The sequence below is a fragment of the Rhodococcus sp. IEGM 1305 genome (genome assembly GCF_030058635.1).
Lineage (GTDB): Bacteria > Actinomycetota > Actinomycetes > Mycobacteriales > Mycobacteriaceae > Rhodococcus_F > Rhodococcus_F opacus_D.
Map to the genome: position 1 here is coordinate 568,744 of NZ_JASHKX010000001.1, position 24,855 is coordinate 593,598.

Annotated in this window: 16 protein-coding genes and 2 pseudogenes; 11 read left to right on the plus strand and 7 right to left on the minus strand. The window is 64.2% G+C overall.

Annotated elements, in window-relative coordinates:
* Positions 1-146 precede the first annotated feature (146 nt).
* The 8 genes and pseudogenes from QM693_RS02605 to QM693_RS02640 form a co-directional block, all read left to right on the plus strand.
* Positions 147-273: pseudogene (locus tag QM693_RS02605) on the plus strand (IS481 family transposase); the annotation flags it as partial.
* A gap of 42 nt (positions 274-315) precedes the next feature.
* On the plus strand, positions 316-1,128 hold the full coding sequence (locus tag QM693_RS02610) for an IclR family transcriptional regulator (RefSeq protein WP_283351276.1): 813 nt from the start codon (positions 316-318) through the stop codon (positions 1,126-1,128).
* A 1,245-nt stretch (positions 1,129-2,373) separates the two neighbouring features.
* A complete protein-coding gene (locus QM693_RS02615; RefSeq protein WP_283351277.1) occupies positions 2,374-3,603 on the plus strand; it encodes an AbrB family transcriptional regulator in 1,230 nt (409 codons plus the stop codon).
* 1,064 nt (positions 3,604-4,667) lie between these two features.
* Entirely contained in the window at positions 4,668-5,432 is a 765-nt protein-coding gene (locus QM693_RS02620) for a hypothetical protein (RefSeq protein ID WP_283351278.1), read from the plus strand.
* A 432-nt stretch (positions 5,433-5,864) separates the two neighbouring features.
* A complete protein-coding gene (locus QM693_RS02625; protein WP_283351474.1) occupies positions 5,865-7,343 on the plus strand; it encodes an MFS transporter in 1,479 nt (492 codons plus the stop codon).
* A gap of 560 nt (positions 7,344-7,903) precedes the next feature.
* Positions 7,904-10,081 carry a cytochrome P450/oxidoreductase gene (locus QM693_RS02630; protein ID WP_283351279.1) on the plus strand — a complete coding sequence of 726 codons (2,178 nt, stop codon included), beginning with the start codon at positions 7,904-7,906 and terminating at the stop codon, positions 10,079-10,081.
* Between the two features lie 603 nt (positions 10,082-10,684).
* Complete coding sequence (locus QM693_RS02635) at positions 10,685-12,112, plus strand: MFS transporter (RefSeq protein WP_283351280.1); 1,428 nt, start codon at positions 10,685-10,687, stop codon at positions 12,110-12,112.
* A 127-nt stretch (positions 12,113-12,239) separates the two neighbouring features.
* Positions 12,240-12,473, plus strand: coding sequence for a hypothetical protein (locus QM693_RS02640; RefSeq protein WP_283351281.1), 234 nt, complete (start codon positions 12,240-12,242; stop codon positions 12,471-12,473).
* Positions 12,474-12,495: 22 nt separating this feature from the next.
* Here the strand turns inward: QM693_RS02640 and QM693_RS02645 are convergent.
* A pseudogene (locus QM693_RS02645) lies at positions 12,496-12,713 on the minus strand (helix-turn-helix domain-containing protein); the annotation flags it as partial.
* Between the two features lie 156 nt (positions 12,714-12,869).
* Here QM693_RS02645 and QM693_RS02650 point away from each other — a divergent pair.
* On the plus strand, positions 12,870-14,096 hold the full coding sequence (locus QM693_RS02650) for an MFS transporter (protein WP_283351282.1): 1,227 nt from the start codon (positions 12,870-12,872) through the stop codon (positions 14,094-14,096).
* Positions 14,097-14,439: 343 nt separating this feature from the next.
* On the opposite strand, the gene QM693_RS02655 is transcribed toward QM693_RS02650, so the two are convergent.
* From QM693_RS02655 to QM693_RS02675, 5 genes are all read right to left on the minus strand, one after another.
* Positions 14,440-15,210 (minus strand): tyrosine-type recombinase/integrase, encoded by a 771-nt coding sequence (locus QM693_RS02655; RefSeq protein ID WP_283351283.1) that lies wholly within the window; start codon positions 15,208-15,210, stop codon positions 14,440-14,442.
* Between the two features lie 249 nt (positions 15,211-15,459).
* Entirely contained in the window at positions 15,460-16,662 is a 1,203-nt protein-coding gene (locus QM693_RS02660) for a xanthine dehydrogenase family protein molybdopterin-binding subunit (RefSeq protein ID WP_283351284.1), read from the minus strand.
* A complete protein-coding gene (locus tag QM693_RS02665) occupies positions 16,647-17,609 on the minus strand; it encodes a xanthine dehydrogenase family protein molybdopterin-binding subunit (RefSeq protein ID WP_283351285.1) in 963 nt (320 codons plus the stop codon). The genes QM693_RS02660 and QM693_RS02665 overlap by 16 nt, the downstream gene beginning before the upstream one ends.
* Before the next feature lie 41 nt (positions 17,610-17,650).
* Positions 17,651-18,634, minus strand: a complete 984-nt coding sequence (locus tag QM693_RS02670) for an FAD binding domain-containing protein (protein WP_283351286.1) — start codon at positions 18,632-18,634, stop codon at positions 17,651-17,653.
* Between the two features lie 6 nt (positions 18,635-18,640).
* Positions 18,641-19,099: a (2Fe-2S)-binding protein gene (locus QM693_RS02675; RefSeq protein ID WP_317568738.1), complete on the minus strand. Its 459-nt coding sequence runs from the start codon at positions 19,097-19,099 to the stop codon at positions 18,641-18,643.
* A 774-nt stretch (positions 19,100-19,873) separates the two neighbouring features.
* On the opposite strand from QM693_RS02675, the gene QM693_RS02680 reads away from it, so the two are divergent.
* Together QM693_RS02680 and QM693_RS02685 are read left to right on the plus strand one after the other, a co-directional pair.
* Positions 19,874-21,091: an XdhC family protein gene (locus QM693_RS02680; RefSeq protein WP_283351288.1), complete on the plus strand. Its 1,218-nt coding sequence runs from the start codon at positions 19,874-19,876 to the stop codon at positions 21,089-21,091.
* A gap of 1,018 nt (positions 21,092-22,109) precedes the next feature.
* Positions 22,110-23,378: an MFS transporter gene (locus tag QM693_RS02685; RefSeq protein ID WP_283351289.1), complete on the plus strand. Its 1,269-nt coding sequence runs from the start codon at positions 22,110-22,112 to the stop codon at positions 23,376-23,378.
* 587 nt (positions 23,379-23,965) lie between these two features.
* Here QM693_RS02685 and QM693_RS02690 read toward each other — a convergent pair.
* Positions 23,966-24,841, minus strand: a complete 876-nt coding sequence (locus QM693_RS02690; protein ID WP_283351290.1) for a helix-turn-helix transcriptional regulator — start codon at positions 24,839-24,841, stop codon at positions 23,966-23,968.
* Positions 24,842-24,855 lie beyond the last annotated feature (14 nt).

A 24,855-nucleotide genomic window follows, 5' to 3' on the forward strand; every position in this document is an offset into this window, starting at 1 on the left:
GGCCGGAGCGTGATCCCTCAGGGCTGAGCGGGGCATTCGGCGCCGCTCAGGCCCTGAGATTCGGGACCATCCGCTCTCCTCAGTCGATGTTCCCGTTGCCGGCCGGAGATGCCGTGCGTGAGGCGGGCCTAGCGCTGAGGACCTGAACCAGCAACCAGCAACGCGCCGAGGCGCTGCACGAGGGGAAGGTGCCCTACAACTATCATCGGCCTCACACTGCCATCGGAAATCAGCAAGCTCCGCACTGGTGTCACCAACGTCATGGCCTCATACACCGAGCCGGGCCACACGAAGAGAAGGATGTGGACTCACGTCATGAGAGGACTCGAAACGCCGAATGGCGCCGGCGCAGTGACAGCCACTCCGGACAGCGCGAGCAGCCTGGCCAAGATGCTCCACATCCTGCAGCTGTTCACCGAAGCAGAGCCCGTATGGTCGACAGCCGCCATCATCGAGGCTCTGGAGACCTCCAGATCGACGGGATACCGCTATATCAAGACCCTGCACGACGCGGGACTGCTCAACGCAGTGCGCAATGGTCAATACACCCTGGGCCCGCGGATCATCGAGATGGACCTGCAGATGCGCGTGACGGACCCACTACTCCTGGCAAGCCACGGCGTACTCGAGGATCTGGTGGACAAAATCGGGCACTCGGCTCTTCTATGTACTGCATACGGTGACTCGGTCCTGTGCGTCGGCGAGTGCCGCGCCCCGCTGAGCCCCGAAAACCGGTTCAGCCGCGGGCAGCGGCGCCCGTTGTTCCAAGGAGCGGTGTCGAAGGTCATCCTGGCGTACCTCCCGCATCACCGCCTCAAAGCCATCTACCCTCGCCAGCGCAAAGAAATTGAGAACGCCGGACTGGGCAGCACGTGGAGCGCCTTCCGCGCGAACCTGGGTGAGATCAAGAAAGACGGCTACGTCTTGACCGTGGGGGAGTTCAACCCCGGCGTCTACGGCGTCGCGGCACCAATTCTCACCGACCAGAAGACAGCCCTGGGGAGTGTGGGTGTCGCCTGGGATGAGAACGAGCGCCGCGATGTCGACGTCCAGCACGCTGTGCTCGCCGTCCAGCAGGCAGCAACGACCATCTCGGGCCGACTGAGGGAGAAGCAGCGCGCTGTGTGACCGAAGGCGGGGATGGTCCAGAGCCCGACCAGCGCCCAGCCGAACAAGGCGAGTCGACGGTCGCCGCGAAGACGCCACTCACGATCAACAACCCTCGGACTCGACGTCACGTACCAGAGACTGCCGCCAAGGTGACCGGGGATCTGTCGATACCCGGCGTACCCCGGGTGCCGGCAACCCGAAGGGACACGTCAAATGTAACGCACACCCGAAGGCGGCCAGTATTCTTGAGAGTTACCTCGAATCACGACACCAGCCTGACCGATCAGCCCTACCAGCCTGGCCCCACCTGTTTCGGCCTGATCAGGAGCTTGCCCGCTTTCGAGCGTGATCCTTCACAGTGCTGCCGTGACAGGTGACCTCTCCCAGACCGGTGCCGTCACCCGAGCATGTTCGCATATCCCGTTCCGTCGGCCGAAGACACGATGTGCGCGGGGACACCACCGGTGGCGGTATCGACTATGGACAGGTCGACGGTGTCGCGGACGCGGTCTTCAATACCTCGTTGGTTCTGCGTAATTCGGCTACCTCTTGTCGAAGGCAGGGTCCGACACGTCGGGTGTTGCAGACGACGCTCCGGGAGCGGGGTGGGTCTCCTCCCGTTCAGTCCAGTTCGCCAGCGTCGCCGAGCAATGCCGAGCAGCTCGCCGACATGGCGCCGGGCGATCTTCGGGCCGTGCTCGCGGATTCGGTCCCGATACATCCGTACTGTGCGCTCCTGGGTCTCGGTGTCGTACTCTGCGGTGCAGGCATGATCAACATTGTCCTTTTGAGATCAGCGTCTCCACTTCGCCCTGAGCGTCTAGTTGACTACATCTCATATTCCGGGATATTGTCAACATCGATCAGAACGCCAATCCTCGGTCCTGCAGATGATCGCAATGCGATGAATTCCCTTCATGGGAATTTGCTATGACGTCAGAAGTAAGGAGCCCTAGGAGCAGGCTCCCGAGTCGGTGGAACACCGTCCACCACTGCTTGGGCACGCACCGCGACGCCACGAGGAGTGACGATGACGGTAACGCTGACGCACAACCCACCGGGCAAGGCCAGGCGGGATCCGGTCTTCACGGCCTTCCTGGATGCGGGTGCATTGGTATGAGGATTAATAACGGCGGCGCCTAAAGCTCCTCGAGCAGTATCACTTTGGTGCAGTGTCAGCTTCCCTCACAGCACACCCGGTGTGGACGGTCGATTAGCCCGGCCTAGCCAGCGGCTACGAAGAGAAGGGCGTGGACTTACGACATGAGAGGATCCGATTCGCCGAGTGGCGCCGGCGAGGTGACGGCCACTTCGGACAGCGCGAAGGACCCGGCCAAGATGATCCACCTCCGCTGGCGGACGATCCTAGCTTGCCACGGATCCTCGAGCGAGACGTACTACCGCAGGATGTGGAACCGCCATCGTGAAATAGCCGCTCGTTGGGCGGGATTGGCCACCGCATCGGGTCTGGGGTGGTGGCTGTTCGCCGTTGTCGGTGTGATCTCACCGACCCTGTTCGCGGCGTTGATCGCCGCGATCGTCTTCGCAGTCGCCGGAATCGGGCCGTCACGCCCTCCCCGTCCGGCCACCATGGCGGCCCAGGCCATGCTGGCGGTCTCCATTGGTTTGTCGATGCGACGAGAAACGCTGTCCGCTTTGGGTTCTCACGGTCTCGTTGTCGTCGGATTTTCTATCGCGACGTTGCTGCTGAGTGTCGGTACCGGACTGATCCTGGGTCGTCACCGGGATGTCGATTCCGCAACCGGTGTGTTGTCGATGATTGCGGGCGGTGCGACAGGTTTGATCGCCGTCGCCCAAGATCTGGGCGCCGACGGGCGCGTCGTGGTAGTGGCCCAGTACCTGCGGGTTGCCCTGGTCGTGCTGTCGATGCCGCTCATCGTCACCTACGGCTTCGCGGCCCCCAGCACCACCGCTTCGGTTCTGCCGGTCACATCCGGTTCTGCTGTGCCCTGGTGGTTCTCGATCGGTTTCATGATAATTGTGATGATTGCCGGCACTGGCGCAGCGATGCTCGTTCGCATTCCGGTCCCCGCTACGCTAGGTCCCTTGATCGCATCAGCGTCGTGCGAGCTCGCAGGGTGGGTGGATGGCATTCACATCCCATCGGTGGTGTTGCCGATCGCATTCCTGATCATCGGATGGCAGGCGGGATTGTCATTCACCCGCGACAGTTTGGGTGCGTTGGGCCGAATCTTCGTCTGGGCGTTGGCGTTGATTGTCGTGCTGACCGTGGCGTGTGCTGGGCTCGGTGTGCTGTTGTCGATGTGGACAGGCATCAGCGTCTTGGACGGATACCTGGCGACCACCCCCGGTGGGTTGTCCGCGGTATTGGCTGTTGCCACCTCGACTGACTCCGACGCGACTTTCGTTGCAGCGTCGCAGGTGATCAGATTGGTGATGATGCTGTGTGCGGCGCCGCTGCTCGTGTGGGCGATCACCCGTCGGCATCGACCCTCCAGGACTCGGTCGTGATCCACGCGACCACCGCCGAGGCTTGTCTCTAGCTTTCTGGTGGCGTCTGTAGGTGTGAAAAGGTTGGGTGCGCTATCCTTCGGTGCGACAGCCGGGACGTGAACTGGTCGACCGCCTTGCGCAGGTCGATGAGGTGGCTCGCATGCTGGTCGCGCGGCCGGTCCTCAGCGAAACGGGTAGCACGAGTGGATGGTACGCGCTTTGCCGTGCTCGTCGAGGGCGACGAACGCGGCAGTCCGTGTGCGGGTCTGTCACTTGCTCCTCTGTCTAGCAGACATCATCAGTGATAGAAGTGATAGATCTGCGGCCATCGCTGTGAAGACGACGTCCGGGACTCTGCGTTTGAGGATGCGAAGTGCATCATTCCCCCGCCACCGCTGGCCTTGCGGACTCGCGCGTCGGGTTGGCAGCGGAAAGAGTGAGGGCGGCGAACTGCGGCATTGAGCTGGCGGTTCCCGGTGCGTGAGAGTTGATGTCGAGCGCGAACATAGCGGCGCGGCCCTCGTTGAGCCGTTCGCGGAGGGTTGTTTGGGAGTTGAGATCGCAGGCGCCGCAGTCGCAGGGGTGTGGCATGGTCGCGGCGGGCATCGCCGTAGCAATCTGCCGCATCGGCCCGTTTGACGACCGACCGATATTCGCCTTCTTCGGCTCGGTTAACTGCTCCACGGTCCGGGGCCCGGAGCACGGTCGAGACGACGGGGTTCTGGACGGCGCAGGTCCTTGCGCCGTACAGCGTGGCGGGCTATGGGTGTGCCACGACTAGGGTAACCGTGACTCTGCCGTTCGCCTTGTGGCGCTCGACCCGTTGACGAGTAGGATCGTTCCACCGCCCGGTTGATCGATCCGGGATTTCTTCCTCCGTCCGAAGAGGCGTACTCCCCGGCGACTGTTGCCGAGCTTGCTACACCTTCCGCAACCTGCACCTATCGGGCCGCTGCGCAGCCTCCCATCGGACAGTCCCGATCAATCAAGGTTACTGCCGCCTGTGCCGGACCGGCTGCAGGCACTCGCCGACGCCAAAGGCCACCGGGAAAACCGCAGTCTCCGAACCATTTCTGCGTCGGGTGCGCCGCCAGCAGCTGTTCTTCTCCCGCATGCATCGCGACCACTACCGCATCCCCGGACGAGCACGACTGGGCAAGCACGGCACGCGAGGACGGCGCTCCACGCCCACGGGTACCGAGCGCCGAGATCCGACACGGGCCGGAGTTCAACGCCAACTCCCGCTCGATATTCGCCGCGACTACAGCCGGAGGGACGTGGACCTGACCAATCGCACCCTCATACGCGCCCGCCGCGTCGTTCAGGACTTCGGCGAGGCCCACAGGTGGTCACCTGCACTCACCGCAAGGTTCGACCAGGCGCTGGTCGTCGTGCTGTCCGGCCATACCGGCGATGAGAAGATTCGCTACTCCGAGTTGATCTCCACGGTCCGTCATCGCGGTCGGGTCGTGGAGATCCTCGACCAGCTCGGGCTGCTCGACGACGACCGGGCACCAGCGTTTGAGGCGTGCCTCGAGCGCCAACTCGACGGCATCACCCCGGCATCCGGCGACGTCGAGGACTGGATCCGCGCACTCCACGACGGTGGGCTACGTTTGCGTCCCCGCGCGATTCCCCGGCGCTTACGTCGATGGAATCGATCGCGACTCCGGTCAGGTGGGAAGCTGTACGCGCAGGTCACAGTAGTTCTGAGAACCAGCAAGGTGATCTCCTGCGCGTTCGGCGTCTTCGCGGAGCTACGCGCGGACCGTGGCACCGTCAGGGAGTGGACCAGGACCAGTTTCCGGCCGTCGTCGATAAGAGCGATGACTGTGAAGTTGGGGTAGTCCTGCCTCAAGGAGCGCGTGTCTACGGTGGCTGAACCCACCACCTCCGACTGTTGACTAAGTCTCACAGTACGGGATATCGTCAATCCCGCTCCTAGGAACTGTGACCGTCGGCACATTGAGTCAAGATGTCAAGTGGAGTCGGCGGTCTATCTGGCTCGAGGGGTCCACCCGCGTCGTGAAGGAGCGGTTCACCATCACACCGTCGTGTTCGCGCCGTTGCGCACCGAACACCAAGCCAAAGGTAGTAAGACGCATGACCGAACAATGTCGATCGAACCCGTCCGACACTCGTATTCCCAGCGTGGCCGAGCGCACTCGTATCATGAGAGTCATCCCGGAACGGACCCCGCTCTCCGTCAGCTCCCCGGGATCCACCAGATCCTTCCAGGCCTCGGGCCCGGCACGTCCGGGAGGTGTCGGCCGGTGAATATGCACGTCAATGCGGGCCTGCGGCTCGACAATCTCCCGATTGGCAAGTTTCATCGGCGTTTGGTGCTGTTGGTCGGCCTCGGCATGTTCTGGGACTCGTTCGACAACAAGATCTCATCCGCGGTGCTGGCATCGTTGCTGCCTACCGGCTTCTCGACGCTCGAGTTGAACTCGCTCTTCCTGTCGGGCACGTTCGCCGGTCTCGCGATCGGAGCGGCGTTCGCCGGGTGGCTCACCGATCGGTTCGGACGCGGCTTCGCCTTCCAGTTCAACCTGGCGCTCTTCGGGGTCTTCGCTCTGGTTGCGGCGATGGCACCGAACATGGAGGTGCTCATCGCCCTGAGATTCGTGATGAGCATCGGGATGGGGGCCGAGTACGTCATATGCTGGGGCATTATCACCGAGTTCATTCCGCGAGGCCACCGCGGCCGATACTTGGGCCTGCTCGGAATTTTCGCCGGGCTCGGAGTCTCGCTGTCCTCGCTCATCGGCTGGGTGGTCATTCCCACGTTGTCCTGGCGCGCGATGTTCGTCATCGGTGGCGTGGGCGCGCTGATCACCTGGTGGATGCGCCGGAAGATGCCGGAGTCCCCGCGTTGGTTGGAGTCGCGTGGGCGGTACGAGGAGGCTGAGGCCGTTATCCAGGGGATCGAGAGAGAGTCCGGCGTCTCGGGCCGGGAGGTCAGCCCGCCTCCGGTCGTGCACCAGGCGGCGGGCGCAGTGGACGAGAAGGCCGAGTGGGTGCCGATCACGGTGCTGTTCTCGCGCCCTGTCATTCGGCGGACGTTGATGGCTCTGATCTTGACCGTCACTTGCCTGTTCGGTTCCTATACCGTCACCGGCTGGATGCCCACGTTCTTCGTGGAGCAGGGGATGACCGTGTCGAAGTCATTGGGGTTCAACGCGGCCATCATGTCCGGCTATGTCGCGGGACCGCTGCTGTGCATGTTCATCACCGACCGCCTCGGACGGCGGAACAGCATCGTGATGTTCGGCGCGCTCGCCGCGGTGTTCGCTGCCATCTATCCGTTCATGACAGAACCTGCGCTGATCATCGCCGTCGGCTTCATCCTGGTCGCGATGGCCGCGTCGTTCCTGACCCTGTGTTCGGGAACGGCTCCGGAGTTCTTCCCCACCGCCTTCCGCTTCCGTGGCGGCGGTTTTGCCCAGACTGTCGGTCGCATCGGCTTGATCGCTTCCCCGTTCATCGTCCTGTGGTTGTTCTCCAGCTATGGCATCCTCGGGGTGATCCTGGCCCTTTCGGGCATGTACGTGGCCGTGACCCTGCTGTACGCCGTCGCCCGTGTGGATACCTCTCGTGAGGCGTTGGCGAAGATCGCCCCGGACGGTGACACCGATGATGGGGCGGAGGGGCCCGAAGCCACGCATGACTCACAGCGAGAGTCGGATTCGGCTGCCGCTCCCGTGCCGTCGGCCGCATCGGGCGTGTCGGGTCGGCGGCCTGGCTCGCACGGTTGACCGCGTCCGACGGACCATGCCTGTGATGTTCTCGGACCGGTCTTGCCGGTCCGAGAACGTCAATCCGGCGACTCTGTGCGGTCCCTCGGGCAGCGTTCCGGCGGCGGGTGCCACGAGCTGCCGGGAACGCATGCCCTTTTATCTGGCCGTGGAGGGGCGCTTCGGCGCACGTGGCAGCCACGGGCCCTCACTGCAGAGGTTAGCCCGTGGGGAGCACGCTGCTCTGAAGGATGTAGCGGGTCTGGTCGAGTTGTTCCGACGGTGAGGGGTCCACCAACCGCCGTCGCCTACGAAACCCGTGTTCAGGTCGTAGATATTAGCGACCCATCCTTTCCGAATGATAGGTCGATGTATTCGCGCCGGAACGGCACTAGCAATTGACAATATCTCATATTGCGGGATATTGTGTCAGTAGTAGGCGGAACGCCCATCTCCCGTTTCCAGCAGGCCTATGCCGCGCACCATTAAATGACATCGCGCATGCTCCCGACACGAGCGCCCGGGCCCGCGACCGTGATCCGACCGAGCGGCGACGTCAAGCACACTGAAAGGTGAGTTTCATGCCCTCTGGCTGCCCAATCCCCCATCCATCTGAGGACTGGGATCCGCTCGCCCCGGAGAACCATGGCGACCCGACAGACGTCTACACCCACCTGCGCGACGAATGTCCCGTCGCGTGGAGCGACCAATTCGGGGGGTTCTACGCCCTCACGCGCTTCAAGGACGTGACCGAGTCCGCTCTCGACTGGCACACCTTCACCAGCGCACAGAAGACCCCGATCCCCGATGCCACAAGCCCGGATCGCCCCCCTCGAGCACCTGCCGAGGTGGACCCGCCCTTTCACACGGCCTACCGCGACCTGCTGAACAGGTTTTTCACACCGGAGTACATCCGTCGCATCGAACCGGTGATCCGCCGGACCGCACGGGACCTGATCGGACGGTGCGTTTCCCTGGGCGAGGTCGACGCCGTCGCGTCCTTTACCTTCTACATGCCGATCCAGGTCCAGTGCATCTTCCTCGGCATCTCGGTCGAGGACGCCGAGCGCATCAAGACGACGATCAACCAGATCATCGATGCCGGTGCGGCCGGCGACAGCGCGACGCACAAGGCTGCGAACGATGAGATCTACGAGTACATCTACCAAGTCCTGGCGACGCGTAAGAAGGCGCCGCATGACCCGAACGACGTCATCAGCGCGATGATCCACGAGGAGGTCGGCGGGAGGCGACTCACCGACGACGACATCGCGGGCACGATCCGGTTGTTCCTCCAAGCGGGCCACGGCACGACGACCAACATGCTCGGCAGCATCATCCGACATCTCGCCACGACTCCGAATGATCAGAAGCGGCTCAGGGACGAGCCGAAGCTGATCCCCCAGGCGATCGAGGAGCTGCTCCGAGCCTGGACGCCCGTCCGCCTCGTTGGCCGCAAGACGACCCGTGATGTCGAGATCGAGGGTCGAATGGTCCCCAAGGGATCGCGGGTCGGCCTGATGGTGTCGGCAGCAAACCTCGACGACCGCAAGTTCGAGAACGCGGACAAGGTCGATTTCGATCGCAAGCCCAATCCTCACATCGCGTTCGGTTTCGGCCCGCATCGATGCGTCGGTGCCTCTCTCGCACGTGAGCAACTGCGCATCGCGGTGGAAGAGCTGCTCTCGATGACCGACGACTTCGAGTTGACGGGTGAGCCCGAGATGAGCACCTGGACCCACCTCGGCCCGTCCAAGCTCCCCGTACGTTTCGTTCCGCGCTCCGTCGACCTGACCGGCAGCGTGATCCGGGCCGGTTACAAAGAGCTGGTCATGACTGTTGCCGCGGTCCGCCCCGTGGCCGACCGCACCGTCGAGATCGAGCTGCGCGCCAACGAGGACGCAGCGCTTCCCGAATGGACGGCGGGCGCGCATATCGACGTCGTGCTGCCTGGTGACGTTATTCGGTCGTACTCAGTGATCAACGGACCGTCGGACCGGACCCATTGGCGCATCGCGGTCCTGCTCGAGGAGAACGGCCGCGGTGGCTCCGCGATGCTCCACACACTGAAAGTCGGCGACCGGGTCCCGGTCCGCTGGCCGCGCAACAACTTCGCGCTGGAGACCGCCGACCGCTACCACTTCTTCGCGAGCGGGATCGGGATCACACCGATCCTGCCGATGATCGAAGCGGCGCAAGAGCGCGGCGTGCCATGGCGGCTGGACTATGTGGGGCGGACCAAATCCCGGCTGGCCTACCTCGATCAGCTCGAGCGCTACGAGGAGACGCAGATGCATCTCACGTCCGAGCGCGGCCGCCCCGACCTCAACTCCCTCGTCGCAGCGACGGACGAGCGAGCGGCGATCTATGCCTGTGGCTCGCAGGGTTTCCTTGTCGGCATCGAGGAGGCCGCCGAACGGGCGGGACGGGACCTACATGCCGAGTGGTTCGCGCCGAAGCCCGGCGCTCGACAGGGAACTGCGGGGTCGCATGAAGCATTCACAGTGCACCTCGAGCGCTCCAACATCGACGTGTCCGTGCAGCCTGGCCAGTCCATCATCGACGCCTGCGCTGAAGCGGGCGTGACCATTCCCGCTGCCTGCTTCGAGGGCACCTGCAGCTCCTGCCTGTCGACTGTGCTGGAGGGCGTGCCCGACCACCGGGACTCCTTCCTCTCCTCCAAGGAGCAGGCGTCCAACGCATTGATGGCGCCGTGCGTCTCGAAGTCGATGACCGAGCGCCTGGTGCTCGACTGGTAACTCTGACCCCCTTCTCGGCAACCACCGTGCCTGCCCCGGCCCGATGCGACCAGCCGCACCTCTGTGGCGGTTTCCGTTCAACCGCGAGCGAGAGGATGAGATTAATGGCACCGACGAACGTCGAGGGGTTCGCCGCATTCGCGCAGCACGTCGCAGCTGCACACCGACCGGAGGTCCTCAACGAGACCAAGCGGATCATCCTCGGCGCAATCGACTGCGGACTGGCCAACGACGACCAGCGACGTCGTCACGATGAGCGGCAGGAAGCAAGGGTCGGATCATCTGATGACACCGACACAGTACGAGGCCTGTCGCATCTCGATAGGGTGGGGGCCGTTGAGTACTCGTGCGCTCGCGCACCGCGAGCAGGTTCTTCCGCCGGCGATCGCCCGTACGGTCTCCGCCTCGGAGGGCAAGGGGATAGGCGCTCGTGCGCTTGATCCGGCGAATGCGGGTTCGCGGCTCGTTTCGATTACCGTGACGGGCGCAGCGCCCTCTCTGCGGTGCGTGCCAGGCGGAACGCGGACTGCCGTTCCTTGCGGGGAGCCTGCTGGCGGCCCTCTCAGAGGTCGCAGATCCGTACCGACCGAGGGAGACGCAGCCGTGACGGCTATCAACGGTCGGAATGTGCCCGTATCTGAGGAATTGCAGGTCCCGTTCCGCGTGAGTGGAGCGCTCGCCACCGGCAGCGTCCTGCAGCCATTGAACTCGTCGATGATCGCCGTCGCCATCGTGGGCATCGCCGCCCAGTTCGGGTCGACGTCCGGGATCTCCTGGGTGATCTCCGCGATGTACATCACGACGGCAGTCGGAGCTCCGACCGCGGGACGGTTTGGTGCACTCTTCGGCGCCCGGCGCGTGTTCGTCGGCGGCCTGGTGCTGGTTGCTGTGGGCTCGGTCGCAGGAATGCTGGCCCCGGGCGTGGGATGGCTCATCGGAGCGTATGTTGTTCTTGGAATTGGCATTTCGACGCACATGCCAAACGCCATGACGATGATTCGCAGCTATGCCGAGCGGTACGAGCGGCAGCCGCGTACAGCGCTCACCACTCTGGTGGTGTGCGGTCAGTCCGTGGCTGCGCTCGGCCCTACAATCGGCGGTGTGCTGGTGGGCACGTTCGGATGGCAGTCCATTCTGTGGGTTAACTTGCCGGTTGTGTTGCTCAGCGCTGTCGCCGTGATGCGGGCCGATGTCGGATTCGCCGGCGGACGAGCTACATCTGTGCGCGCGGCGCTACACACCCTTGATGGGTTGGGAATTCTGCTGTTCCTCGTCACAATCACCTCGATGATGATGGTATTGGTCTCGTTGCGAGATGCCCCATCGTGGGGGTTGCTGCCGGTAGCCATCGTAGGTCTGGGTTTGTTCGTCGGATGGGAATGGCGGACGGCGGAACCGTTTCTCGACATCCATGCGTTGGTGCGGAACCGGGCGCTCAGTGGAACGCTCGGTCGGGCACTGATCACCTTCACGTGCTTCTACTGCGTGTTCTTCGGAATTCCCCAGTGGCTGCAGTACGTGCGGGGAATGAGCGCGATCGAGGCCGGGCTGACGATGCTGCCCGTTGCCGGGGTCAGCGTGATCTCCACGATCGTCGGATCCCGCCTTTACCGAAAGGCCGGGGCCCGCTGGACCCTGCTCGTCGGCACCTTAGCGCTGCTGATCGGGGGCGTGTTGATTGCCTCCGTCGAACGTTCCACCGCGCCGATTCTGGTGCTGCTGCTCGTGGGAGCAGTCCTTGGTATCCCCAACGGCTTCAACAATATCGGAAACCAGAGCCTGGTGAATGCGGTGACCTCCGTCGAGGAAGTCGGTACTGCTATCGGCATGTACCGAACGATGACGTTCATTGGCGCCAACCTCTCTGTCGTCGTGCTGCAGGTGACTGCCGGTGATGAGATCGATGATGGCGGATTACATCGCATGGGATGGTTCATCGCTGCCACCGCGGTCCTACTCTTCGTCGGGATCGTCTTCTCGCGCAGCATTGGACCGAACGCCGAGGCTCGGATAGACAACGCAGGATCCTGAGCCACGAGACCATCCGATGACATCACAACATTGGGTAGTGGCCGAAGCGAAAGAGGATGCCGAAACGGCGAAGTCTGGAATGGACACCGGTTGGTGGACACCTCGTGTCGGAGATAGTCCATGTTGAATGGTGAAGTTCCGTCCGCCGTCGAAGGACGCGGAACACGGGGAGCACAAAGCCGACGCCGTCGCGCTGGTCGTGCGACCAAACCCTGGGGGGTGGGTCAAGCAGGCGCGCATCGACCGCGGCCAGCGCGACGGACTGAGTAGCGAGGAACGCGCCGAGTTGACCCGGCTGCACTGCGAGTTGGCGAAGGTCGCCGAAGAGCGTGACCTACTCAAACGAGCCACGGCTTTCTGAGTGAAGGAATCGACCCGGCGACCCGGGCGACCGCATCGAGCACCCCCTCGGAGACACCGCCGATGTGCCCCTTCTCGAGCCGGGTGTACCACTCGGTGCTCACCCCGGCGAGGACGGCAACCTCCTCACGCCGAAGCCCGGTACCCGGCGCCGGGCGCTCGTGGGCAGGCCGACCTGCTCCGGCGTCAGCTTGGCGCGTCGGCTGGCGAGGAAGTCTCTGATGTCCGCGCGATTGTCCATGCCTCCACGGTACGAGCGATGCTCGGCTCGTAGGGGGTTGAATTTGTACCCCCATAAACAGAACCTTCTCCGCATGCCCGACGCGGGGTCTGATGGATATCGACACCAAACAACTCAAATCGATACGAGGTTCTGCACATGCTTGATGAAGCCCTCATGGCTTCCGAACCGGAGCACGCCCCGCCACGCGGCACCGCGTCTTCCGGCCTTCCTCTCGTCGTCTACGTTCTGGCGCTGGGCACGTTTTTGATGCTCACCACCGAGTTCGTGGTCGCGGGTATTCTCCCCGAGATCGCGACCGACTTACGCATCTCGCTCGCGGAGGCTGGCTCCCTCATCACGGTGTTCGCGATCGGGATGATCATTGGCGCCCCGCTGCTGACGATGCTGACGATGCGACTGTCGAAGCGGCTGACGCTGGTCCTCGCGCTCGTCGTTTTTGTCGTCGGCCATATCGTCGTGGCGCTCGGATCGGACTTCGTGATCCTGATGGCCGCCCGGTTCGTGACCGCCCTGGCGACCGGGGCGTTCTGGGCGGTCTCCGCCGTCGTCGCCACCCGCGCCGCCGGTCCTTCCCTCGGTTCCAGAGCGATGGGCATCGTCGGGGCGGGCGGTTCGCTCGCCACGGTCCTCGGCGTGCCCGTGGGCGCGTTCCTCGCGCAGCATGTCGGCTGGCGAGGCACGTTCTGGGCGCTCGCGATCGCCGCCGTAGTAGCGGTCGTGTTCGTCGCCCGGCTCGTCCCGCGCGACGCGCCCTCGCACGAGCCCTCCCTCGGCTCGGAGCTGGCGGGTTTGCGGTCCCTGCGACTGTGGCTGGTGCTGGCCGCCTGCATCACGACCTGCGGCGGGGTGCTCGCCACCTACTCATTCATCGCACCGATCCTCATCGACCAAGACGGCGTCTCGGCCTCCCTGGTCCCACTGGTGCTCACCGGCTTCGGTGTCGGCTCGTTCATCGGCACCATCATCGGCGGGCGACTCGGTGACGCCCACCCCCACCTGGTGACGATCGTCACCCCGGCCGTGACGACGATCATTCTCCTCAGCATCGGCCTCTTCTCGGGCTCGGCATGGTTGACAGTCGCCCTGGTCGTGCTGCTGGGCCTGTTCGGCCTCAGCGCCAACAGTGTGCTGATCCACCTGGCCGTCCGCTACGCAGGGAAGGCCGCGGCCCTCGGGTCGGCGCTGAGCGTCGCGTCGTTCAACGCCGGCACCGCCATCGGTACCGCGATCGCCGGTGCCTCGTTGGCCACGCCGCTCGGCCTCAGCGGTCCCGCGATGGTGGGCACCGTCATCGTCGCGCTCACCCTGATTCCCACCATCGTGCTCGCCCTCGTCTGCCGCCGTCGCGAGACGAGAACAGAGGTACCCGTCGAGCGCTGAACTCCCCACCGATCCAGCTACCACTCGACGAAAAGGCGCATTGCACACGTCATATTGAAAGCAGATAACGGCCCATTTCAAGGAGAAATCCCAACTCGAAAATAAGCGACTAGGAAGGTTGCTCCCGTCGAAATGCGTAGGACAAAACGCGTCACCACCACACGGAGGGCAGCGAGGATGCCCGGGGGCCACTCACCGTGTCAGCGAGAACTGTGTATCGCCATCGATGGTCGCTCATCGCGCTCGCCGGGATTCTCGTGTTGCTTGTCGGCCTGTTCGGAAGAAGCCTGACCGACGAGCTCTCTGCCGGCAGTGACGATTCCGCGTCCACCTCTGCTCTTGCCTACGACGTGCACACGCGAGGACCTGCGCCGATATCTCCATCCGAGCGCCTGTTGCAGACCGTTTCGGCCGAGCCCTGGTTCAAAGTGGCCACCCGATCGAACCGCCACACCCTCCTCACGCCGCCGAGCTGGCGGCTGACCCGACCGCTGGAACCTGTGGCACAACCTGGCTGCGTCATGGCGCAGATATGCCGGAAGACGTGGGGGCTGAGGTGTTTTCCGACCAGCGACGGACAGGACTGCCGAGCTTGTGCGGCGTAGATGGTGACTCTGCGTTGGACGGCATCGACACTCAACCGTCGGCCGGTTCGAGTGCAGAACGCCGCATCGTCGCGTTGTCCGGCTCGTTCGATCAGCCACACGTTCATGACTGCGCGCACTGATTCCGTCATCGGCACCGACCGTTCTTTGCGGCTCTTGCCTACGCACCGAACGTGTCCGCTCGTTCCGGTGACGACGTCGCCGCAGTTGAGTCCGAGCAGTTCCGAGACCCGCAGACCGGTCTGCATCGCCAACGTCATCAGCGCATGATCACGCCGCCCGGCCCAGGTGCCGCGGTCAGCAGCGACTAGCATCGCAGCGGCCTCGGGTTCGTCGAGGAAGCAGACGATGGCTTTGTCGAACCGTTTCGGTGGGATCGCAAGGACCTGTGCAATGAGCGCTGCATGTTCGGGATGCCGCAGGGCGGCATAGGAGAACAGTGAGCGGATGGCGGTCAGTCTGGCGTTTCGGGTGCGGGCGGAGTCTCGTAGGTCCTTACGAGTGCCCATGCGACCATTCGCCCCAATCCCGTCACTTCGCGGACTGCGATACGCGCATCGTCTGTCCGAGTGTGTTATCCCCCAAGTGAACCCAGCGGTGGTCGGCCGACAGACCGGCTGGCACTGACACCGGCTGAGCCGTCAGAACTGGGATATCCAATACTCGTGCCAGAATCGGCAATGTCCTGACGTGCTCATACCACCCCACCATCAAGATCGGCCGCGAAGACCGACCAGGACCAACTCTCTGCATCGTCATTAGAGCAGGGCCTCGGCGGTGATCGGGAGTTCGCGGATGCGGCGTCCCGTGGCGTGAAAGACTGCGTTGGCGATGGCGGGCGCCACTCCGACCATCACGACCTCGCCCAGACCTTTGACGCCGATGGGGTCGGCCTCGCGGTCCTCCCCGTCGAGGTAGATGGCCTGAAGGCCGGGCACGTCGGCGTTGACGGGGACGAGGTAGTCGGCGAGGTTGGCGTTGGCGATTCTGCCGTCGCGGTGGTCGGTGACCGTGTGTTCGAGCAAGGCGGTCCCGATTCCGCCGACCATGCCGCCGAGCGCCTGACTGTCGGCGAGTTTGGGGCTGATGATCCGGCCCGCGTCGTACACGCCGAGCATTCGCCTGACCCGCACCAGGCCGAGATTCCGGTCGACGGCGACTTCGGCGAATACCGCGCCGTAGGCGGACATCGACCAGCGGGCTTCCTCGGGCGGGGCATACGTTCCGATGACTTCGAGGTGGCTGCGGTTGTTGCGAACCAGAAGTTGCTGATAGGTTTCCGCGCGCGTGGGGTCGTTCGACAGTTCCAGTCGGCCGCGCCGGACGATGATGTCGTCGGGGTTGACGCCGTGTAACGGTGACCGGACGTCGTTGACAGCCATCGCGATGGCCTGCTGCCGTACTTTGTCGCAGCCGTCCTGGACGGCGGAGCCGACGCTGGCCATGGTCATGGAGCCGCCGTGCGGTGGAGTCGGGGGCATGATGGAATCGCCGAGCTGAAATTCGACGGTGCTCATGGTCAGGCCGAGTGCGTCGGCGGCGACCTGGGTCATGGAGGTGTAGGTGCCCGGGCCCATGTCGCTGGTCGCGGACTGGACCAAGGCGGTTCCGTTCGCGTCGAGTCTGACGTGGGCCCGTGCCGCAAGTCGCACGGTGTCGTATACGGCGGTCGCCATTCCGGTGCCGATCAGCCAGTCGCCGTCCCGGGTTGCGCCTGGTGCGGGGTTGCGCCGGTTCCAGCCGAACTCGCGGGCCCCGACGGTGTAGCACTCGCGCAGCCGGCGGGTGGAGAACGGCAGCCCGGTGGACTGGTCGTTGTCGGGTTCGTTGCGTTGACGCAGTTCGATTGGGTCGACGCCGATCTCGTGTGCCAGTTCGTCCATTGCGGACTCGATGGCGAATGCGGAGGTGGCGTGGCCGGGGCCCCGCATCCAGATCGGCGCGTTTACATCGAGCGGCACCGTCTGGTACGCCTGCCGAACGTGGGGCGTGCTGTACAGCACCGCCCTTGCCCCATGACGGATTCGGTGAACTTCTCATAGGTTGATGTTTCCGCGCGGATGTCGTGGACCATGGCCGTCAGGCGTCCACTTCGATCGCTGCCCAGGCGCAAGTGGTATGCGTAGGCTGGCCGGTACCCGGTTCCGAAGTACAGCTGCCTGCGAGTGAGCACGAGCTTGACCGGGCGCCCCACCTCGCGCGCGGCGAGGGCTGCGATGGTCACGTGTGGCCACGCCCGCAAACCGCTGCCGAACGCGCCGCCGACGAATGGTGAGATGACGCGGACCGTGTCCTGTGGAATGCCGAATACGGCGGCAATTTCCTTCTGGGTGCCGTCTCGCACCCATTGGGTTTTGTCCCACAGGGTGAGGCGGTCGCCGTCCCAGCGGGCGATGGTGGCGTGTGGTTCGATCGGGTTGTGGTGGTTGCGGGCAGTGCGGTAGGTCATCTCCAACCGGACCTCCGCAGAGCCCAGCGCCGCGTCCGCGTCCCCGCGGGCATAGCTCGTCGGCTGGTCCGCGGGAGCGGACGTCAACTCAGTCGAGGACTGCTCGGCAGCATAGGAGACGCGCACCAGGCTCGCAGCGTGCTGCGCCTTCTCCAGTGTTTGAGCCACCACCACAGCGACCGGCTGCCCGAAGAACAGAACTCGGTCATCCTGGAAAACCCGTAGCCGCGCGCCGTCGGGGTTGTTCGAGCCCGGGTTGTCGTTGTATGCGAGCCGAGGCGCGTTGTGGTGTCCGATCACCGCCAGCACGCCGGGCTGGGCCAGAGCGTCCCGGGTGTCGATACCGGTGATGCGTCCGCGGCCGACGGTACTGTCGACGATGACGGCGTGGACGACCCCGTAGATGTCGTGGTCGGCGGCGTACGGCGCCTGTCCGGTCACTTTCAGGCGGCCGTCCACGCGGGATAGTGGGGTCCCAACGGCTGCCTGTGGTTGCTGGCTCACTTGATGTCTTCTCCCACGATGCGAAGTTGGCGTTCGACGGTGCGCTCGAGCAGGTCGATCTTGAATCCGTTGTGTTGCAGAGGGTGAGCCCCGTCTGCGGCAACCCGAGCAGCGTCGGTCCACAGGGCCGCGGAGGGTCGTTGCCCGACCAGTCGTTGCTCCACGGCGGGCAGTTTCCACGGCACGGTGCCCACACCTCCCGCGGCCACCTTGGCCACGCGGATCACACCGTCCCGGACGTGCAGTGCGACCGCTGCGGATACCAACGCGAACTCATAGCTCTGCCGGTCGCGCACCTTGAGATACCCGGATTGGAGCGGTTGCGGATGCGCCGGGACCTCGATGGCGGTGATCAACTCACCGGACCGCAGTGTCTGTTCGCGTTCCGGAGTGCTGCTCGGTTGCAGCAGAAAGTCTGCGAAGGCGACGCTGCGGTCCCCCTCCGGTCCCAACAGGTGCACGGTTGCCTCCAGTGCCGCGAAGGCCACGGCCACATCCGAAGGGTGGGTGGCCACACAGTCGTCGGATGTGCCGAGGATCGCGTGGGTGCGGTTGTATCCTGCCAGCGCCGCACAGCCCGATCCCGGCTCGCGCTTGTTGCAGGCAGCCGCGGTATCTCGGAAGTAGGTGCACCGAGTGCGCTGCATGACGTTGCCACCGATGGTGGCCATGTTGCGCAGCTGTGCGGATGCGCTCAGCTCCAGAGCCTGCGCGATAACGGGATAGGAGGTGCGCACCAGCGGATGGGCGGCAGCCCCGGCCATGCTCACCAGCGCACCGATACGCAGCCCACCACCGTCGGTGGTTGTGATCTCTCGCAGCGGAAGTGGGCTGATGTCGACCAACGCGTGGGGACGTTCGACGGTCTCGCGCATCAAATCGACTAGGGTGGTTCCGCCGGCGATGTAGCGTCCCCCGCTCTGTCCGGCGGCAATCGCCTCGCGGGTGTCGGCGCTTTTAGTGTAGGTGAACGGGTACATCGGGCCTCACTTTCCGTTCCCGGCTTGCTGGATCGCATTGACGATCTTCACGTAACAACCGCAGCGGCAGATGTTTCCGCTCATCCATTCGCGGATCTCCTCCTGAGATCCGGTGTGCCCTTCCTGCATGCAACCGATGCCGGACATGATCTGGCCAGGCGTGCAGAACCCGCACTGGAATGCGTCCTGCTCGACGAAAGCCTGCTGCAGCGGGTGCAATTCGTCGTCGTCATCCGCTGCCAGTCCTTCGATCGTGGTGACCTCGGCACCCTCGAGACGCACCGCTAACATCAGGCACGCATTGACCCGCTGACCGTCAACCAGAACGGTGCACGCCCCGCAGGCGCCGGCGTCGCAGCCCTTCTTGGTTCCGGGCAGCGCCAGCTGCTCGCGCAGCAGATTCAGCAGCGAGGTCCGGTTGTCGACCGTCAAGACATGCCGTTCGCCATTGACGACGAGTGACACGGGACTGCTGGGCGCCTCGGCGGCAGCAGCCGCTTCGGAACCGAAGAGAGAAGGCCCGGCAGCGACACCGCCTGCCACTACAGCCACGCCACCCGCCACCACACCGCCTGCCACGATGAACGTGCGCCGGGACAACTCCGACGTAGGCCCTGCGGTCGAAGGATCGGGCGAATCGGGAAATTTGGTGGGCATACGGTTCTCTCAATTCGGCGGATGATCGATGGTCGTGCCCTCGTTGCGTCCTCAGGGAACGCGTGCGATGTAGATCGCAACGGCGTCGAAGCCGGGCGACAACCATGCAACCGGACATATCGCCGGTGAGGGAGACCCTGTCAGTACACCCATCGACAGACCGCCCCTGGGACTGCCCGACGAACCATCCTTCGTCACGATGCGCTCAGCGAATGTCCCGAGCTGGGCGAGCGCAACGTGCAGCGTCCAGACAGCTCTGACCAGTCCTCCATCTTGCCAAAGGTCGGCTCGTACCGTGGGGCAGTGAGCGGGTGTCTTCTCCGGACAACACGCTCGGTTGGAAGCCGGGAATCGCGCAAGCGCAACACCACCAATGAACGCGTCATCCACTACGCGCCAACGCGCTTGCACATCGGACTGCCGGGCAAGGGTTTTCCGAAGGGTGTACTGACAGGGTCCCCCAGCGGCCGTCTTCCTCGCCTAGCCTGGCTCTATGCACAACCAGGCTGAGATACCTACTTTTCCGACATCTCTCGGTGACGCGTCGCGAACTGTCGGGACAGGAGTTGCCGAAGGACTTCGATGCGTGAGGTGATTGAAGAGCTGCTCGAAACTTGGTCGACCGGGCAAGATACTGCCCTTGCCACCGTCGTCTCGACGTACCGGTCCGCGCCGCGGCAGCCTGGCGCAGTCATGCTGGTGCACCGCGACGGCTCAGTTCTCGGCAGCCTGTCCGGCGGATGCGTCGAAAGCGATGTCTACGAACTCGGACGCGACGTGTTGGCGGGCTCGGGTGCAGTATTGCGCAGCTATGGTGTCTCCGATGACGACGCCCTCGCCGTAGGCCTGACGTGCGGCGGCGAGATCACAGTCTTCATCGACCGCATCGGCCGCGATACCTTTCCCCACCTCGACGAGGTCGCGACCTCGGTTCGACAGCACCGACCCGTGGCCGTGGCAACGGTAGTCACTGGTCCCCGGCCCGTTCGAGGAAGGCGGGTGTTGGTCTGGTCCAACGCGGTTTCGGGCACCACCGGTTCGGCGATATGGGATCAGCAGATAGCAGACGACGCGCGTGCCTGTCTGGTTGCGGGACGAGCGCGGCTGGTCACCTACGACGCCTCCGAGTGCGACCGACCTGGCCAGATGCAGGTGTTCATCGACGCACTCATCCCCCCGCCGAGGCTGCTCGTTCTCGGAGCGACGGACTTCGCGACCGCGCTCACCCGTCTCGGCGCCGCAGCGGGATATCAGGTCACCGTGTGCGACGCGCGTGCGATCTTCACCACGCCCCAGCGCTTTCCGGATGCCCACGAGGTGGTTGTCGACTGGCCCCATCGCTATCTGGCCGACGAAGCCAGTGCGGGTCGTATCGACGGAAGAACCGCGGTGTGCGTTCTCACCCACGACCCAAAATTCGATGTACCCGTTCTCTCTGTAGCGCTGCATCTTTCGTCCGTAGGTTACGTCGGTGTCATGGGGTCGCGCCGCACACATAGTGATCGCATCAGACGGTTACGGGAGGAAGGTACCAGCAACAGCGAACTCGAACGTATGTCGAGTCCGCTCGGGCTCGACATCGGAGCAGCAACTCACGCCGAGACTGCGATATCAATTCTCGCCGACGTCATCGCATCCGCGTCCCGGCGTAGCGGGCGGCCGCTACGAGACGGTGTTGGTCCGATTCATAACCGCCCGTCCGATATACCCCGGGGATCCTTTGCGCAGTCGTCAACGCAGTGCAGCCATTCAGTGTGCGCCGATAGGTTGGAGAACGCTAACCATGCACCACACCAATAGGCTTCGTCAGCGCGTGAACGATTCCTTGAGAAGCGAGGCTACAATCGTTGCAGCGTCGATCCGAGAAGAAATATCGACATTTCCAAATTTCTGTGTCATCAGTAGACGTCATAGATAGCGGTCCAGTGTTTGAAAATAGAATCGCCCCACAGAAATGTCCTAAAAAAGTGTTCGACTTCGCAAAATTCCCGATCTGCAGTGCTCTTCACGGGCGAGGACTCCCGATGAACCTCCGAGAAGGAGTGGCCTGTGGTTTTAGTGTGATGCGGCTAGGTATCGATGCCGGTATCGCCGTGGTATCGATGGCCCTTGCAGTCCCCGTCGGGTTCGCCATAGGCGAGGGGGCGGCGATGGCGCGAGAAGCGCGCGGTCGCACACTGCCGGTCACCACCCCAACGGACCCGAAGGCTCACGACTTCGGCACGATCGTTACACACAGGTGAGCCGGGTGACAGTCGTGGCGTCGGGTGTCGTCGGCAGCCCTTCCGCGTCGACCCTTCCGCACTATTCCGGGCACGTCCCTTGTGGCGGACGCGGCCCCACGATCCACGAGGGAGTGCCGCGGTCCGTCCTGAACGGCTCACCGGTCGGCCGTGCAACGATCGAATCTGCAACAGCCACAGAAGCATCGACAACGTCTGCGTCGAAGAACGCCGCTCGGGGCAGGTTTGGTCAGCCCTGAGTGTTTCGATCGCAGCCGCAGCTGATCCCGCCTTCTACGGTACGAGGAGCGAGTGCTGCACTCACATCCACGGTTGGCGGACTACCTGGGGGGAGGTCTGCCCGCACTCCACGGTGTGCTTCGTGTAAGCCTTCCGGTGCGATCCGCCTGCTCCCGCGCTCGGCCGCTACGCCGTCAGCACGCTGGCAGGCAGGTCTTCCACGGTCCGTCCGAGACTCCCGGGCGGCCGTACTGCCGAGGCCATGGGGGTTGTTGTCGGCGAGCGGTTCCCACCGGGTCGCCGCGGGGGCGGAGGTGGCTACGGCATCGACCTTTGCAGCAACGGAAAGGATCCCAGTGCAGCGAAAGCACCCCCGCCGGCGGAGCGGGCAAACTACGTCGGAACATGGCGAGCGACTTCCCTGGGCGGCCCTGCTAGCGCTCGCCTTGGCGGGTTTCGTGAACATCATGACCGAGACCATGCCGGCCGGTTTGCTCCCGCAAATTGCGGCCGGAGTCGGCGTGAGCGAAGCCGCCGCTGGCCAGTGGGTCACAGCCTATGCCGCGGGAACGGTCGCCGTGGCGATTCCCGCCGCTGCTCTCACCCGTGGGGTCCGGCGAAAACCTCTGTTGCTCTTCGCAGTCTCAGGATTCCTGGTCGCCAACACGGGCACCGCCTCCACCGACGTGTACGTCGTGGCGATTGCTGCGCGCGTCGTCACCGGCGGGTTCTCCGCTCTGGTGTGGGGGATGGTTGCCGGCTACGCCCGCCGCCTGGTACCCAGCCACATGGCCGGACGAGCGATGGCAGTGGCGATGGTCGGCACTCCGCTCGCGCTCGCCCTCGGAGTGCCGTTGGGCACGTTCAGCGGATCCGTTGTCGGCTGGAGGTGGGCCTTCGCGGGGATGTCACTGCTCACGGTGCTCCTCATCGTGTGGATCCTCGTGGCGGTGCCCGACCGGCCAGGACAGTCCGCCCGCACCGGAACCCCGCTCACCAAGGTTCTGCTGATCCCCGGCGTCGCCCCGGTACTGTCCACCACCTTCCTCTGGATTCTCGCGCACAACGTGCTCTATACCTACATTGCGCCCTATGTGGACTCGACAGGGCTCGACGTCCGGGTAGACGTGACCCTACTGGCATTCGGCGTTGCGGCGTTGGCCGGCATCTGGTTCACCGGGGCGCTCGTCGATCGAGGACTACGGATGCTAGTGCTGTGCAGCTTGTCCACATTCGCACTCGGTTGCCTGATTCTGGGGCTCACTGGCCATCTGCTGGTGCCGTACTTCCTCGCGATCGTCGGGTGGGGTTTCACCTTCGGTGGAGCTGCCACCCAGGTGCAGACCGCACTTTCCGACGCCGCCGGTCGCGACGGTGATCTGGCGACCTCGATGCTGATCACCAGCTTCAACCTGGCGATCTTCGGCGGCAGCGGCCTCGGCGGAGTTGTCCTCGGGAAACTCGGAGCGTCCTCGTTCCCCTGGATCGTCTTGGTCCTCGCCGTGTCCGCCCTGGTGATCGCCACGGTCGCACGCCGTCACGGATTTCCACCCGGCCACCGCCTCGCAACCACCTCAGACGACGGCGAGCCTTCCACGTGCTCATCGCTCAGCAGTACCGCCTGAGTGCGGCGTGCAGGAGGCCGGAGCCCCCGTGCGAAGATTCATGAGAACTTGCCTTCCGGGAGTAGGCGTACTGGCCTGGCAGAGTACCCGCACCGCGTCGCTTCGTAGGATGCTGATTAATGCACTCGACTCCGTTGCGCCACTTGATTTTTCGCTGGAACGCGCGTAATTGTTCCTTGGCTAGTCGGCCAGCTCTGGCAGGCACCGACAACTCGCGTGCGAATCACCGTCGCCAATCCGTCCGTGGCAGAAAAGCCCTCGCCGGCAGCACCTTCCGATGCGCAACCGACTGTGATCACATCGAGTTTGAATCTAGGCGGTGTCAACGACGAGCAGGCTCATTGGGCGATTCGTCGTCGGCGAGCCGATAGAAGAAATTCCGCCGCCATCGACGTTCTCTGTTCGACTTCGTCGACGATGAGGAGAGCTATTCAGTGAAGTATCCAGGAAGCGATCCCTCACGAGCGGACGAAACAGCGTGCCGCGCCCAGATGTCCGCCCGGTTCGAGGAGGCGATCACTTCTCTGTCCCTCGACTGGACCCGCAGGCGGACGCGCCGACAAGATTTGCAAGGCTCGGTCCTCAGTTCAGTGTTCGGGGATGGCGGTGTGGTGGTCGGCAGTCCAGGAGGCGAGCAGTCGGAGCCGTTCCGCCGAGGGGGATCCCGGTTCGGCGGTGTAGATCATGAGGACGAGTCCGGGTTCAGCGGTGAGGATGAGTTCTTCGTATGCGAGGTTGATTTCGCCGACGAGAGGGTGGTTGAAACGTTTGGATCCCGAGCCGTGGGTTCTGACGTCATGAGCGCCCCATAATCTGCGGAAGGTGTCGCTTCGTGTGGAGAGCTCACCGACGAGGTCCTGCATTGCGCGGTCATGCGGGTCACGTCCGGCCTCGGCGCGCATGATTGAGACGCACATCTCGGCGAATGCGTCCCAGTCGGGGTAGAAGTCGCGGGAGGCGGGGTCGAGGAATTGGAATCGGGCGAGGTTGGGGGTAAGTCCGCCGTCGCCGATGAGGGGCGCGTAGAAGGCGCGTCCGAGTGCATTCGTCGCGAGAAGGTCCTGGTGTTGGTTCCGTACGAACGCGATGCCGTCGGTGATCGCGTCGAGCGCCCATTGCAGGCTTGGACGTGCGGGTGGTTGCTTGGACGCCCGGCGTCGAGGACGCCGTGATGTGGAGATGCCGTCGGCGGCGCGCGCGAGGTCGAGCAGGTGCTCGCGTTCGGTGTCGTCGAGTTGGAGCGTACGCGAGATTGCATCGAGCACCGATGAGGAGGCGCCGGCGATTGCACCGCGTTCGAGCTTGGAGTAGTACTCGACGCTCACACCCGCGAGGGTGGCGACTTCGGCGCGGCGGAGTCCCGGAACTCGCCTGTTCGGGCCGGCCGGGAGTCCCACCTCCTCGGGGGTGAGTTTGGCGCGGCGCGACATGAGAAACTCGCGGACCTCGGTTCGGTTGTCCATGTTCGAAAGAATAG